The organism is Streptomyces sp. NPDC030995, from assembly GCF_055571215.1.
Window position 1 is genome coordinate 185,750 of the sequence record NZ_JBVIFS010000010.1, and the last position, 13,722, is coordinate 199,471.

At 68.6% G+C, this 13,722-nt stretch carries 9 protein-coding genes and 2 pseudogenes; 7 read left to right on the top strand and 4 right to left on the bottom strand.

What is annotated here, in order from left to right:
• Positions 1–18: 18 nt before the first annotated feature.
• The gene (locus tag ACZ45T_RS17885) at positions 19–411 is read right to left on the bottom strand and encodes an ester cyclase (RefSeq protein ID WP_267036548.1); all 393 of its coding nucleotides are present in this window, start codon (positions 409–411) and stop codon (positions 19–21) included.
• Positions 412–537: 126 nt separating this feature from the next.
• Between ACZ45T_RS17885 and ACZ45T_RS17890 the strand changes: the two genes are divergently transcribed.
• The 4 genes from ACZ45T_RS17890 (at position 538) to ACZ45T_RS17905 (ending at position 4,064) form a co-directional block, all read left to right on the top strand.
• Complete coding sequence (locus tag ACZ45T_RS17890) at positions 538–1,116, top strand: PadR family transcriptional regulator (RefSeq protein WP_468442238.1); 579 nt, start codon at positions 538–540, stop codon at positions 1,114–1,116.
• 20 nt (positions 1,117–1,136) lie between these two features.
• Positions 1,137–2,120: an NADPH:quinone reductase gene (locus ACZ45T_RS17895; RefSeq protein WP_468442240.1), complete on the top strand. Its 984-nt coding sequence runs from the start codon at positions 1,137–1,139 to the stop codon at positions 2,118–2,120.
• Between the two features lie 49 nt (positions 2,121–2,169).
• The gene (locus ACZ45T_RS17900) at positions 2,170–2,364 is read left to right on the top strand and encodes a hypothetical protein (RefSeq protein WP_468442242.1); all 195 of its coding nucleotides are present in this window, start codon (positions 2,170–2,172) and stop codon (positions 2,362–2,364) included.
• 299 nt (positions 2,365–2,663) lie between these two features.
• Positions 2,664–4,064, top strand: a complete 1,401-nt coding sequence (locus tag ACZ45T_RS17905; RefSeq protein WP_468442244.1) for a glycoside hydrolase family 43 protein — start codon at positions 2,664–2,666, stop codon at positions 4,062–4,064.
• A 584-nt stretch (positions 4,065–4,648) separates the two neighbouring features.
• Here ACZ45T_RS17905 and ACZ45T_RS17910 read toward each other — a convergent pair.
• Together ACZ45T_RS17910 and ACZ45T_RS17915 are read right to left on the bottom strand one after the other, a co-directional pair.
• Positions 4,649–4,756, bottom strand: a pseudogene (locus ACZ45T_RS17910) (YceI family protein); the annotation flags it as partial.
• A 117-nt stretch (positions 4,757–4,873) separates the two neighbouring features.
• Positions 4,874–6,583: an LPXTG cell wall anchor domain-containing protein gene (locus ACZ45T_RS17915; protein ID WP_468442246.1), complete on the bottom strand. Its 1,710-nt coding sequence runs from the start codon at positions 6,581–6,583 to the stop codon at positions 4,874–4,876.
• 1,083 nt (positions 6,584–7,666) lie between these two features.
• On the opposite strand from ACZ45T_RS17915, the gene ACZ45T_RS17920 reads away from it, so the two are divergent.
• A complete protein-coding gene (locus ACZ45T_RS17920; protein ID WP_468442370.1) occupies positions 7,667–8,395 on the top strand; it encodes an MFS transporter in 729 nt (242 codons plus the stop codon).
• Positions 8,396–8,969: 574 nt separating this feature from the next.
• Here the strand turns inward: ACZ45T_RS17920 and ACZ45T_RS17925 are convergent.
• Positions 8,970–9,155 (bottom strand): annotated as a pseudogene (locus ACZ45T_RS17925) (CorA family divalent cation transporter); the annotation flags it as partial.
• 415 nt (positions 9,156–9,570) lie between these two features.
• Here ACZ45T_RS17925 and ACZ45T_RS17930 point away from each other — a divergent pair.
• Together ACZ45T_RS17930 and ACZ45T_RS17935 are read left to right on the top strand one after the other, a co-directional pair.
• Positions 9,571–13,023 (top strand): CHAT domain-containing protein, encoded by a 3,453-nt coding sequence (locus ACZ45T_RS17930; RefSeq protein WP_468442248.1) that lies wholly within the window; start codon positions 9,571–9,573, stop codon positions 13,021–13,023.
• The gene (locus tag ACZ45T_RS17935; protein WP_468442250.1) at positions 13,020–13,688 is read left to right on the top strand and encodes a hypothetical protein; all 669 of its coding nucleotides are present in this window, start codon (positions 13,020–13,022) and stop codon (positions 13,686–13,688) included. Before ACZ45T_RS17930 ends, ACZ45T_RS17935 begins: the two co-directional genes overlap by 4 nt.
• The last annotated feature ends 34 nt before the right edge of the window (positions 13,689–13,722 follow it).

A 13,722-nucleotide genomic window follows, 5' to 3' on the forward strand; every position in this document is an offset into this window, starting at 1 on the left:
AGGAGGCGACTGTCTGCCTCACGGCGCCGGTACGGCGCCGATCTGCTGCATCACCCCGAGGAGGTCGGGCTGGCCCCGTTCGCCGACGATCCGGCCGTCGGCCAGGTAGTAGAAGTTCATGGCCTGCACCGAGATCTTGTTGCCGCTCGCCGGAATCCCGAAGAATTCACCGTCGTGGGTTCCCCGCATGGTGAACCGCGCGGCCACGGTGTCGCCTTCGGTGACCGTCTCCTCCAGCGTCCACTGAACGTCGGGGAAGGCGCTGCGCATCATCCCGAGGACTTCCATGTACCCATCGGGCCCCCGCAGTGGTTCCGGGTGGCTTGGCGCGTGGAACACCGCGTCCGGAGAAATGACCTCGCGGGCGAGATCCTCGTTGCCCGTGTTGATGAACTCGACGAAACGGTTCATCACTGACTCGGTGGACTGCGATTGCATCTTGCTGTGCCTCTCCAGAGACGTTTGGGCGGGTGCCTACGAGCGTAACATCGAATCGATGTTCACATCGATTCGATGTCTTTGTGTGAAGATGGATTCATGCTGGAACTCGCGATACTCGGCTTCCTCGCCGAGGGGCCCCTACCTGGACACGAACTGCGCCGCCGCATCTCACAGCTGACCGGCTACACGCGGCCGGTCAGTGACGGCAGCCTGTATCCGGCGATCAATCGCCTGACCAAGGCGGGCTTGATCGAGCGGCGCGCCGACCCGGCCGCGGGGGCGGCACGGTACGTGCTCAGCCTGACCGCGGCCGGGCGGGCCGACATGCATCAGCGCCTGCGCAAGCCCGCTGACCACGAGATCACCGACTTCACACGGTTCTACATCGTCCTGGCATTCCTCTCCCACCTGCCCGACGTGGCCGAACGGCACGCGGTGCTGCGCAGACGGCTGGAGTTCCTGGAAGAACCGGCGAGCTTCTTCTACGACCACGAGCGGCCCCTGCGTGCCGAAGAGGTCGCCGACCCCTACCGGCGGGGCATGCTGCTCACCGCCCGCGCCACCAGTCGCGCCGAACGGACCTGGCTGCGCGAGACCCTCGGGGAGGAACCGCCCGTATTCGACACCGGATGCACCGACAGCGATCCGCATGCCCCCGCCGCTCCCGCGAGCTGACTGTCCACGGAGGTACCCCCATGCTTGCATCCTGGTACGACGACCAGGGCCCCGCCGCCGATGTCCTGCACGTCGGTGAACTCCCTGATCCCGTCCCCGGCCCCGGCGAGGTCCGCGTCCGTGTCACCGTCTCGGGCGTCAACCCCGGCGACACCAAGAAGCGGCGCGGCTGGCTCGGCTCGTCCATGCCCTATCCACGGGTGATCCCGCACAGCGACGCCGCCGGAGTCATCGACGCCGTGGGCGCCCAAGTCGACGCCCGCCGCGTCGGACAGCGGGTCTGGGTGTACGGCGCCCAGTCCTACCGCCCCTTCGGCACAGCTGCTCAGTACACCGTCGTACCCGACCACCAAGCCGTACCTCTTCCAGACCATCTGAGTGACGAGCTGGGGGCGAGCCTCGGCATCCCCGGCATCACCGCCCACCGCACCGTCTTCGCCGACGGCCCGGTCGACGGCCGACTGGTCCTGGTCCACGGAGTCCTCGGCGGCGTCGGCTCCCTGGCCGCCCAGCTCGCCCACTGGGCAGGCGCGACTGTGATCGCGACCGTCCGCCGCACCGCGGACCTCGACCGCGTCGACCCGGCCGTCGTCTCCCACGCCGTCGCCCTGGATACCGGCGACCCCGCCGCGGCCATCCGCTCGTACGCGCCGCGGGGCGTCGACCGGATCATCGAGGTCGCGCTGTCCGACAACGCCGACCTCGACAACGCCGTCGCCGCCAACAACGCCGTCATCGCCGCCTACGCCACCCGCACAGACCGCACCGAGATCCCCTTCTGGCCGCTGCTGTTCAACAACGTCACCCTGCGACTGCTCGGCAGCGACGACTTCCCTGCCGAGGCCAAGCGCCAGGCCGCCCGCGACCTCACCTCCGCAGCCGCCGTCGGCGCCCTCACCGTCGCCGTCGGCGACGGTCATCCGCTGGACGACATCGCCAAGGCCCACGACCACGTCGACGCCGGCGGTGGCCACGGCCGCATCCTGCTCACCATCCCCCAATAGCGCAGACGGAGTGCTGGCCGGCCACCGGGGGAGGGGCGTCGCGCTGGCGATGAAGCTTCTGGCGATCAGCTTCGCGCGTTCGCACGGCGTGCACTGGATGCGGGCCTTCCACCACCCGGGCAACGCTGCGGCCATCGGCATGAACCGGCGGCTGGGCTTCGTCGAGGCCGACGTGCCCGTCCGGGACGACGGATCGGGTCGGGCTGCCATTCCCGGCCGGGCAGCGGGACGACCTTGCGCGTGACCTTGACGCGCTACTCGGGCTGACTCATAGTGATGGCCACCGAGCCGCTCTCATCTACCGCGTGACCTGGCTGAATTGATTGTTAGCGCTAACATTCGATCCTGCTTCCACCGTCCCCACACTCCCGACGGGCTGGGCTCCACGGAACGGGCAGCAACCTCCCGCCCCGGGACGCAACGTCCGCGACCACCCGCGGGACCCGTGCATCCCGTGGTCCGGGCGCCCCGCCCAGCACTGCGACGGTGCATGCCGTGACTACCGAGAACGGCCGCCCGCCCTCCACGCACCCTGGAGCGCAAATGACCGCAACAACCGGCTCCGGCCCCCACCCGTCGCGACGCCTGTTCCTCGGTATGGCCGCCACCGTCCCGCTGGCCCTGTCCGGAACGCTGGCCCTGGGCGCGCGGCCCGCCTACGCCGCGGACGCGGCCTACGTCATGGGCTACTTCACCGAGTCCGCGACCATGCTGGAGGCCGACTACGGCCTGCACCTGGCGGTCAGCACCGACGGCCTGCGCTGGATGCCGCTCAACCAGAACAACCCCGTGGTGACCCCGACCGCGGGTGCGGGCGGCCTGCGTGATCCGTTCATCATGCGCAAGCAGGACGGCACCTTCGTCGTACTCGCCACCGACCTCAAGGGCACCGACTGGGGCTACAACAGCCAGTACATCCACGTCTGGGACTCCGCGGACCTGCGCACCCTCACCGGCTACCGCCGGCTGAAGCTGCACGACATGGTCACCCACAGCTGGGCACCCGAGGCGTTCTGGGACGCCGGCCGCGGCGAGTACGGGATCATCTACTCGTCCGTCAATGCCAGCGGCCACGGCGTGATCATGGTGAACTACACCACCAACTTCCAGACGGTGACGTCCCCGCAGGTCTTCTTCGACCCCGGCTACGACATCATCGACGGCAACCTCGCCGTGGGCGTGAACGGCGTCAACTACCTCTACTACAGGGGGAGGGACCAGGCCCTCGTGGGCGCGCGGTCGACCACCCTGCAGGCGGGCAGCTTCACGCCCTTCAGCACGGCGGCCGCCCACGGCGGCACCGAGGCGCCGACCCTGGTGAAGTCCCTGACCTCCGGATCCTGGTACCTGTGGGGCGACACCTACACGCCGAACGGCGTCTTCTACGCCTGGCAGAGCAACGACCTCGCCGCCGGCACCTGGACCGCGCTGGACCAGCGCGACTACACCCAGCCCCTTAACTCCAAGCACTGCACCATTGCGACGATCACCACGACCGAGTACGACAACCTCGTGGCGAAGTGGGGCAGCCCCGCCTGGAACCGGCTGAAGTCCTACAACTACCCCGACCGTTACGTCCGTCATGCCAACTCCGTCGGCCGGATCGATGTCTACCCGTTCGACCCGTACACCGACGCGCAGTGGAAGCTCGTACGCGGCCTGGCCGACAGCGCGGGCGTGTCCTTCCAGTCGGTCAACTTCCCGACCCGCTACCTGCGGCACTCCAACTACGACCTGCGGCTGGAAGAGAACGACGGCACCGCGACCTTCGCCGCGGACGCCACGTTCCACAGGACCGCCGGCCTGGCCGACTCCTCCTGGTCGTCCTTCCGTTCGCACAACTTCCCGACGCATTACATCCGGCACACCGGCTACGTCCTGCGCATCGACCCGATCGCCACCACCACGGAGAAGGCCGACGCCACCTTCCACGTCGGCTACTGACGGGGGTCGGCTCGGGCCTTTGGCTTCACGGCCGTTGGGAAACGCCGGCCTGGTCCCCTCGGGGTGAACCCGAGGGGACCAGGCCGTGTCCGTGGGGAGATCGACCCGGACGGGCCCGTCGACCGTACGCGGTGGGGCAGGGAAGTCCGGTTACGGAAGGTGAACGCGGGCGCGTGTCTTGACGCGCACCGCGCGGGGCTCGCTTCATGTGCCTACGAATGGGAGTGCTCCCAGCGGTGCGGGTGCTTTGGTCTCCTGCCAGTAGTAGCTCCCCAGCGGGACGGTCGCGGTGCAGACACCGTCGGCGCCGGTGGTGCAGGTGGCGCCCACGGACGTGTCCGGGGCGGCGCTACCGGTCTGCAAAAGGCCGGAGATCAGCAGCGGGGCGGGGCGCAGCGATCGGCGCTGCCTCCTGCGGTGCGCCAGACGTAGCGCCAGTTCCGGTGGATGCCCCGCATGGTGGCATCGGTGGAGTCTGCGAACAGCACCGACCCGGTCTCGTCCCGGAAGGTCAGAACGGCGTCGTGGAGTCGCCGTTCGATGCCCTGACCCCGCCAGGCGGGCAACACCGCCAGGTCCCCGAAGATCGCGAAGTCCTCACGCGGCAGTTCCACGGTGGCCCGGAACGCAGCCGCCTGCGGGCCACCCCACGGGCCGGGACCGGTGCCGAGGTAGGCCAGGTCCAGGTCAACGACCCCGGCCTTGTTTGTTACCTGACCGCCGACGCCCGGCGCGGAGGCCGACGGCCCGGCGCGCGCCACGGGTGGGTGGCGTTGCTGCCGGGCCGTCAGTCAGTCACTCACGCGGTCTCACTTCCCGTGCAAAGCCTTGCGGCGACGTCCGCGAAGCACCAGCACGCTGCCGGCAGCGATGACCAGCAGGCCACCGATGGCGCTGTACGTGACAGCGTTGCCCGCCCCGGTGGAAGCCAGGCCGCCGGACGTGCTGCTCGGGGTCGGCTGGCCGACGGGTGCGCCGATCCCCGCCTGCGCACGGGTGCCGGTCGTGCCGGAGACAACCGGCGTGGGGACGGTCGGCGTGGGGACGGGCGTCGGCTTGTCAGCGCTAGCAGTCCCCGCCGCGGGCTTCAGCTGAAGAGTCGTGATCGAGTACGGCGGCAGCGTCTGTGCGACCGCCGTGCCCCGCTCCGCCGTCGTCAGGGCGGTGTCTCCCTTGCCGTACGAAACGGCCGTGACCGCCCCGGCGGCCGGGGTGAATCCGGCGTACGAGAGCGACACCTCCGCCGCGTTCTGCGGGCTCTTGTTGGTCAGCATGACGTTCAGACCGCCGTTGCTGCTCCGCACCGCGTGCACAGTGACCGACGAGTTGCCCGAGGACGACTTGACTATGGTGTCGCCAGGCTGCGCCAGTGCGGTCAGCGAGCGGATGCCCCAGTAGGTGGGGAAGGTTGTGTCGCGCGGCGGTTGGCACTTCCCCCCGGCGCAGGTTCCAGCGGAGAGAATGCCCCCGTCCTGGTAGTCGGTCTGGCCGTGGACGGTGGTGGGTGCTTGGTCCGTGCCGTTGTGCAGGTTCCACCAGTCCACGTGGGTGGCACCCTGCTCGAACCAGGTCATGTAGGTGTCCGGCGCGAACAGGGCCGCGGCCTGGCTGGTCAAGGCGGGCGAGCCGACGCCGTCGGTCTCGGTGACCGCGATCTCCACCGAAGCGGCGCGCGAGCCCGTGTACTTGGCGATCAGCGAGCGCAGCTCGGACGTGGTAGCGGCGATCTTGGAGGGGGTGTTCAGCAGGTCGGCCGTGGTGGTGCCGCCCGGATACCAGTGGACGATGACGAAGTCGATCGAGCTTCCCGCGATGGAGAGCACCGTGTTGTTCCAGTCGGCGGGGTCACCGGGAGCCTTCTCCTTGTCCGGCCAGCCGCCGGGGGTGGTGAGCACCGCTCCGATCTTCACCGTCGGGTCCACGGCCTTCATCGCCTTCGAGTAGGCGACCAGGTTCTTCCCGTACTCCCTCGGGCTCTTGTCGGCGTGATCGTCCCTTTCCCAGCCCTTGCCGTTGCCGTAGTGCCCGTTGCCGTAGACCTCGTTGCCGATCTCCCAGTACTTAACGCCGTAACCCTTGTCGACGTTGGAGTACTTGACCCAGTCGGCGGCCTCCTGGGCGGTGCCGGAACCGTAGTTCGCGGTCAGGATCGGCTGGGCGCCGACCTTCTTCGCGATGTCCATGAAGCGGTCGAAGTTGGTGTTGGAGGGGATCCAGCCCTTGCCGTCGCCGGAGGTGTGGGTCTTCCAGTGGTATTCGTCCGCGCCGGAACCGCCGGGATAGCGCAGCTGCCGAACTCCCGCGGCCTTCATCAGCGAGGTCACATTGGCGTCCCCCATGTGCTCGTCGCCGAAGCCCAGATTGAGGCCGACACCACTGCTGGGCACCGTGCCCAAGGAGGCACCGGCATTCACACTGATGTCTACGGTCGGCGCGGCGCCCGCGCTGGGCGCCAGGGCGCCGAGGCCGACCGAGGCGGCGAGCACCGCCACCGCCCCCGCGACAAAATGCCGGCGCATCCGGCTACGGCGGGGCGTGCGATCCGAGGGCATCGGCTGCTCGGCGGATCTCGGGTCGTCTGATGACACGTGGGGCTCCGATCGGGTGTTGACACAGAGGGTGTAGGGCCGCTGATCACGGCTTGCCCTCGTCGGTACACCCCTAAGTGGCCGGCCGGAGCGGAAAGGTTGCCGTTTCAAACATTTTTTGCCGAGACGCGGTCGCACCGTCTCACCGGACCCGGTGGCCCCGTGACACGCCCGGGCTGGTCCTTGCCGCCGGGGCCGCGGCCAGGAGCGCCACCTCGGAGCGTCCATCAGTAGGTGCCCGTCCTGGCGCTGGACAGCTTGTTCCCGTCCACCACCGCGTGACGCCACCGGTGGTGCCGCTCGTTGGGCCCGGGTGACAACTCCTCCCCCGCTCCCGTCCGACCCCGGCGACCGGCCGCACCCGGCGGCGGCCGCAGCGGGCTGCCACCTGTGCCCCGACGGCTCACCCGCGGTCCCCGCACTGACCGTGACCGTGCGGTCGGCCACCATCGGCCCGGTCAGACGAGTGCGGCTGTGCCGCTTCGCAAGTGACGTCTGCGGGGTAACGGTCGTTGAACGTGAGTCAGCGCAGTGCACACAAACCCCGAGTCCCGTCATGGTCTCGGGGTTTCGTGCTGCCCGGCAGGCACCCCGGCCCGGTCTCACAGCTCGGACCGGCGACGCCGAGGACGATCCGCCCCTCCTCGGAGTAGGGCCGGTGCGCATCAGGCCCGGAATCTTGGAAGACCTGCCTGCCCTGGTAAACCTCTACAACCACTATGTCAAAGAGACGCCAGTCACCTTCGACGTGGAACCCCTCACCCCGGACCAGCGTCTCGAATGACTTCACGCGCATCCCGAAACCGGGCGGCACCGCCTGCTGGTCGCGGAATCCGACGGCCTGGTTATCGGATACGCCAGCAGTAGCGGCTATCGCCCGAAGCAAGCATTCGAAACCTCGGTCGAGACCAGCATCTATCTGGCCCCGACCCAAGGTGGGCGAGGGATCGGATCTTCGCCCCACTCACCGCCGCCCTCGACGAACACCTCACCTGGCGCCAGACGTACGCCGTACTGACCGTGATCCTCGCCGCCATCACCATTCCCGCCCGCGCTCGCCCTACGGGCCCCCTGGCCGACGGCCCCACCCGCCCCACGACCAACGACCGCACCCCGATCGCCCGTAGCCGCTCCTTCCTCCTGCTGGCAGCCTCCTTCACCCTCTCCGGCTTCGCCATGTACGCCGTCGTCATGGGCCTGATCCCGCTCCTCACTGAACGCGGCGTCGACGCCACAACCGCCGCCTGGGCCCTCGGACTCGGCGGAGCGGGACAGACCCTGGGCCGCACGCTCTACGCAACCCTCGCCGGCCGCACCTCTGTCACCACCCGCACGGTCACCCTGATCTCCCTCGGCGGCGCAACCACCGCAGCCCTTGCTCTCATCCCAGGCCCCATGCCACTGCTGGTCTGCCTCGCCGTCCTCGCCGGCGTCGTCCGCGGCAACCTCACCCTCCTCCAGGCCACCGCAGTCACCGACCGCTGGGGCACCACCCACTACGACCGCCTCTCCGCCCTTCTCGGCGCCCCCGCCCGAATCGCCGCAGCCCTCGCCTCATGGGCCGGAGCCGCTCTTGCGGGGCCGCTGGGCGGCTACCCCCACCTCTTCGCAGCTCTCGACGCGCTTTCCGTAGTGGCCGCGTGTCCGGCCCTACTGGCGTCGGGAGGAGTCCGCACACGACCCCTGTCCAGGTCGGTTCAGAGCGGGAAAGCAGCGTCAGGCTCGAGCACGCAGCACCCGTAGGGTTCCTCATGGAAGTGGTCGCGTGCGGAGGCGGGGGTGTCACCCAGGCTGGGCCGTCCGTGGCCTGCTGCGTGGTCACCGCAGACGCAGGCTTGAAGCCTTGGCGAGCTCACAGCAGGTTGCGGGCCGAGGGCGTCTGCTCTGGTGCTGACTCCGTGGGCACGGTGCGGCATTTGGCGAGTTGCTGAAGCCTCGCGACTGGCGTCGCTCGCACGGACGACACATGCGACAGGTCAGGGCGCTCTGACCCTGGGGCCTGTCGGGGACGGCAAAGTGCATGGAGGTCACTGTCTGTGATGCGCCGCAGGGTCGGCGGGCTCTGCAGGGAGCGCTGAACAGGTGGCCGGGCGGGCTCGTTGCGGCGGGCGCAAGGCGCTGACTGCCCTTCGTTTCTCCCCAGATTCCCCCAGGGCGCGCCGACGCGCAAAAAGGGCTGGTCACAGGCTTGCCGGGGCAGGGCGAGGAGATCACCCGCATCTATTCCCCCCAGAGACCCCCCACGGCCGCTTCTGGGCCGATCTACGAGTGATGCGAAAGCGAAGTGCGAAGGATGACTGAGCGTGATGCGAGGGGCTTAGAGCCAGTCCCGTCGCTTGAAAATCACGTACAAACTGACGCAAACCATCCCCATGAGGCAGATCGCTAGGGGGTATCCGAAGCTCCAACCCAACTCAGGCATGGACTCAAAGTTCATGCCGTAGATAGTTCCGACGAGTGTGGGAGCAAACAAAATGGCAGCCCATGAGGAAATCTTCTTGAAGTCGCCACCCTCGGGGCGCTGACCTGCGGAAACCGCCTGGAGAGGCACTCTGGCCTGCGGCGACCCGTCTTTCCGGCCCTTTCGTCGTGCTGCCTATTGATGCGGCTGATTCTCCCCAGCCGCTCCCCAACGGGGCTTCGTTCTCCCCAGATTCTCCCCAGCCGCGTCTGCCGATGAGGGCAGATCAGGGCTGGCCAGGAGTCTGATCCAGGTGTCGGGACGGGTTACGCAACGCAGTGGAACTGAGTCGGAGTTGCGGTGGCTTTGGCTTTCGTGGGCGAAGGGTCCATGAATGAATCGGAACGGTCGTGGCCGCGCAAGGACGAGCGCACAGCGTGGCGCGCACGTTGTCGCCCTTGAGATCACCTTCGCGTGCCCGGGAAGCGGGCTGGTCCGGCCGTTGTCTGTGCCACCGTTGAACCTGTCGATGACCGGCGGCGCGAAGGGGGATGGCGTGCGACTGTCACGGGAGGTCACGGGGTGGGCGTTCATCGCCGATGTGGAGGGTGTCCGGCATGCCGGCCTGGCGGTCGGTCTGGCCAGCATCAGCCCGTTCACCACTGGTGGCGGGGCGGGAGGCAGCCTGTTCACCCGCGCGTACGCGCGGGGCCTCCCAGCGCTCCTCTCGCTGGACGAATTGCCGTTCAGTCACCCTCTCGCCCCCCGGTGGTGTGTCACGCAGGACGAAGAAGGTGTGCTGTCCGTCCTCGGCCCTGACGGTGCGCACTTCGTGCACGACCTCGACCTGGAAAGGCCGCCAGGATGGCGGGAGGCGGCGGAGCTGTTGGGCTCGGTCATGCTGGTCGTGTCCCACGTGCTGCCTGCCACAGACGATCCACTCGGCGCGCTGGTCTTCGAAACGCGGCAGGGGAAGGTGTGCGCCGGCTCTGTGCGCTTCGGTGAGCCTGCTTACGAGACGGACGGCAAGCCGACAGTCACCTTCGTCATCGACCCCGTCGGCGTGCTCATGGAACTGGCGCAGTACGTGTGCGATCGGATCATGTCGCTGGACGAGGCGAAGCGACGGGCGCGCGAAGTAGAGGAGATGCGGCAGGCCCTGGCGGAGCACGGTGCGATGCCCGCCGCGGCGATGGTGGATCTGCTGTTCCGGGACGAGTTCCTCGATCACCGCGGCCTGGTGGAGTTCATGTACGTCTACTGGCGACTGGTCGCCGAGGTCGCCGATGCCTGCGCGATGGAGGCTGCCTGGCGGGTCGCGGCTTCCCAAACGGTCGAGGCGGGCGTCCACCTGGTGGCGGACCGGTGCGACCGCGCGGTGTTCGAGGAGTCCGAAGCCTTGGCGGCTCGGCTGATCGACAGACTGAGCGACTCCGCCGATCTGGAAGCCGCGCTGCTGGCTGCCGCACGGTTGCGGATGGCTACACGGGGACCGGAGGACTTGGCCGCCGACGGCTACGCTCGCGAGCCGCTGCTGACCACATGGTCCGCTCGGTTGGCCTCGGACCTGTACCGCACGTGGTTCACCGAAGAGGAGCCCTTCCAGACGGAGTCTCACCGGCTGGTGGTGGAAGCGGGACACCTGGTGGTGCGGGCGCTGGAGCTGGACGGTGGGTTGAAGAGGTTCCGGCTGCTGGCGGTACTGGCGCAGATTCTCGCGGACGAGGAGGGAGTTCACCGTGACGCTGCCAGGGCTGCGCTGTCGGCATGGAGTGACTCGTCTGCTGCCGACGAGCCGGACCTCGTGCTGTTCCTCCTCAGGACGGTGGACGGGGTGTCAACGGAGACGACCAACGGGCTGCTTGCAGGGGTGTTCGGGACGCCACTGGCCGATTTCGTCGCCGCCCACGGCAGTACGGTGACCGCGAAGGTGATCAGCCAGGGCGTCAACCTGGCCCGCGAACGCGCCGACCGGCGGTTGCTGCGCACCGTGTTGGATTGGGCGGGGCAGCTCGACATCCGGTGGGCCTCTGCCCATCGCAGGCAGCTGATCGAGGCCCGGCTCCACGTATTGCCCGACGACCCGAGCGAGTGCTCGGATCCCAACCAGGCGCTCTCGGTGTCGTTCCCGGAGTCCTGGACACCAGCGCAGCGATCTGTGGCTCTGCTGCATGCGGCTGCACACGCCCGCGACCGACGGCAGCCGGCGTTGGGGCTCACTCTCCTGCGGCAGGCGGGCGACGGACGGAACGAGGAGGTCCGGCTGCTCACGGCGGATCTGTACTACCAGGCGGCGGAGGCAGGCGAGCCGGTCTCCAGTCCTGTCCCGTTCCCATGGGGCTACTACACGTACGCGGCGCTCGCCTACGCCTCGCTCGGCTTAGAGGAATTGGCGCAGGCGAGCCTGGTGCCGCTTGTGCAGCAGCTGGGCAACCTCCGCGGTGACGAACTCAGGAATGCGCTGTACGCGATCATCGTGGATGCGCCGAACTTCGATACGAGCGGCACGCCCGAACTCGGCGCGATACTGCGTGACCTCGTGCACTCGGCGGTCTGGCAGCTCACCGCGGAAAGCGAGACGCTGCCGATGGGGCTGATACTCGGCCTGCATCAAGCGGGTAAGGGTTCGGAGCTGGGCGCGTGGTGGCGCATCGAAGGCCCGCTCGTGCTGCCCGCGCACATCCAGCACTTCCTTGGCAAGTTGCGCGATTGGGAGGAGCCCGCCGCAGCCGGCGGCGCCTTGCCGAACCTGCTGAACGTGGTGGACGCCGACCATCGTCCTAGCGGCCACGACAACACGCAGATCGCCCGGAATCTGCGGTGGCGCATCTCGTCGTTCATCGACGACGAGCTGCGTCGGCGTTCGGCACCGCTCATCGACGACCAGCGTATCTGGGCCAAGGTGCATGATCTGCTGGACGATCGAACGGTGCTGTTGACGTGGTTCCTGCCCGCGGCGGTGAGTGGCGCGGCCGTGCTGCTCGCGGTCACCAGGCAGGGCCGGGAGCTCGTGGTGCACCTCGGCGAGGGCTCGGACGAGAACGGCGACCGGCACCCGGATGCGGACCGGGTCGAGGCGATCCGGACGGAAATCGAACGCGACCCGCTGTTCGGCGACGTGACACCGGAGGGCAATCGGCTGCTGGAGTCGGCCGGCCTGCCGCTCGGCGGCAGCGAACTGTGGGACAAGTGGCGCGCCCAGGGCAAGGACCGAATCCTGGCCTGGCCGCACGGCGCTCTGCACTACCTGCCCCTACCGCTGTGCCGCAGGGGCGGCCGTCTGATCGCCGACGACTGGACGGTCACCACGATCGCCGGCCTCGAAGCCATGGCACCCGTCGAAGTACCTGCGCGTGAGGGCCGCACCGTTGTACTGGCCTCCGCTGCCGGGGGTGTTCCATTCGGTCTGCATGCCGAACCGGCGTTGGAGGAGCACGCACGGAAGGTTGCCGAGGCGGTAGGCGCTGAAGCCCTCACCGGTCGTGCGGCCACTCGCGACAGGCTGCGCGCAGAGATGTCCACGGCGGACGTCGTCCACATTGCCGTACACGGAACACTAGACGAGGACGCGCCGTGGATGCACTGCCTCTACCTCACGCCGGACGGCGACGACGACGGCCGCGTATTCGCGTACGACTTCCTGGATGTCGACCTGCGCGGCGTCCGTCTTGTCACACTCGCCGCTTGTGAGTCGGCGCTCGGCCGATTCGACCGTGGAGACAACATTCGTGGCATCCCATCGGCACTGATCACCGCCGGAGCGCAGGCCGTCGTCGGGTGCCTGTGGCCCGTGCGCCCGGAGCCGGCCACGTACTTCTACCACCACCTGCACCACGGAGTCGCGCACGGCGCGGACCCGGAGCAGGCCTTCCGCGGTGCCCAACTCGCCACGCGTGCCACGTATCCCCACTACCGTGACTGGGGAGCGTTCACCTATTTGCACGGTCGGAACAAGGGAGCCGCCGCATGACCGAGATTCGGCTGCACGACGTCGAACTCGTGCCGGAGCGTACGCTCGGCAGCCCGGCGGATGACGCACCGTTGCGCGGCAGGCTCACTTTCGGCTGGGACCTACTGCCTGCCGACCACGTGGGCGCCCCGGCGGGCTGGCCGTCCTACCTCAGGGCCACACCCGACCGGCAGTTCCGGCAACTGCTGATGGTGTGCTCGTTTCGCCCCGAGACACCGGAGAGCAGCGGCGTATTCCGCCACGCCTCCCTGGGCGTCGCACTGTCCACACCGGAACGTGATGTACATCCGATCGCGCGCCTGATCGACCCTGGCGAGCGCACCCGCCCGGTCCCCGGCCTCGGGACGGGCGTGAGCTTCACGGTCACGACAGGCGTGCTGGATGTAGGGGTGGAGAAGCCGCCAGGAGCCGGACCGACGAGGGAGGAGTGGATCGTCCGGGGCCACGGAGCTTCCCAGCCGAACCCGCAGTGGGAGTTCCGGCGAATCAAGGGTTTCCCGCTGGTCGGCGATCACCCGGTGGCCGCGCTGGTGGAGCTCGTGCCCGACCGTATGAACACGGCCGAGATACTGGTCGCGGCGGAGCTGGAGCACCGCAGCTGGGGCATCCGCCGCTACCGCGCGCAGCTCGCGCCGACACCGCACACCATCGTGCTGGCGGAGTGATCCGGTGCTGGGGGGCGAGCCCGCCTCAGGCACG

Coding starts and splice junctions, on each gene's coding strand:
- ACZ45T_RS17885 (WP_267036548.1), bottom strand. CDS start 411: ATGAACCGTTTCGTCGAGTTCATCAACACGGGCAACGAGGATCTCGCC.
- ACZ45T_RS17890 (WP_468442238.1), top strand. CDS start 538: ATGCTGGAACTCGCGATACTCGGCTTCCTCGCCGAGGGGCCCCTACCT.
- ACZ45T_RS17895 (WP_468442240.1), top strand. CDS start 1,137: ATGCTTGCATCCTGGTACGACGACCAGGGCCCCGCCGCCGATGTCCTG.
- ACZ45T_RS17900 (WP_468442242.1), top strand. CDS start 2,170: ATGAAGCTTCTGGCGATCAGCTTCGCGCGTTCGCACGGCGTGCACTGG.
- ACZ45T_RS17905 (WP_468442244.1), top strand. CDS start 2,664: ATGACCGCAACAACCGGCTCCGGCCCCCACCCGTCGCGACGCCTGTTC.
- ACZ45T_RS17915 (WP_468442246.1), bottom strand. CDS start 6,583: ATGCGCCGGCATTTTGTCGCGGGGGCGGTGGCGGTGCTCGCCGCCTCG.
- ACZ45T_RS17935 (WP_468442250.1), top strand. CDS start 13,020: ATGACCGAGATTCGGCTGCACGACGTCGAACTCGTGCCGGAGCGTACG.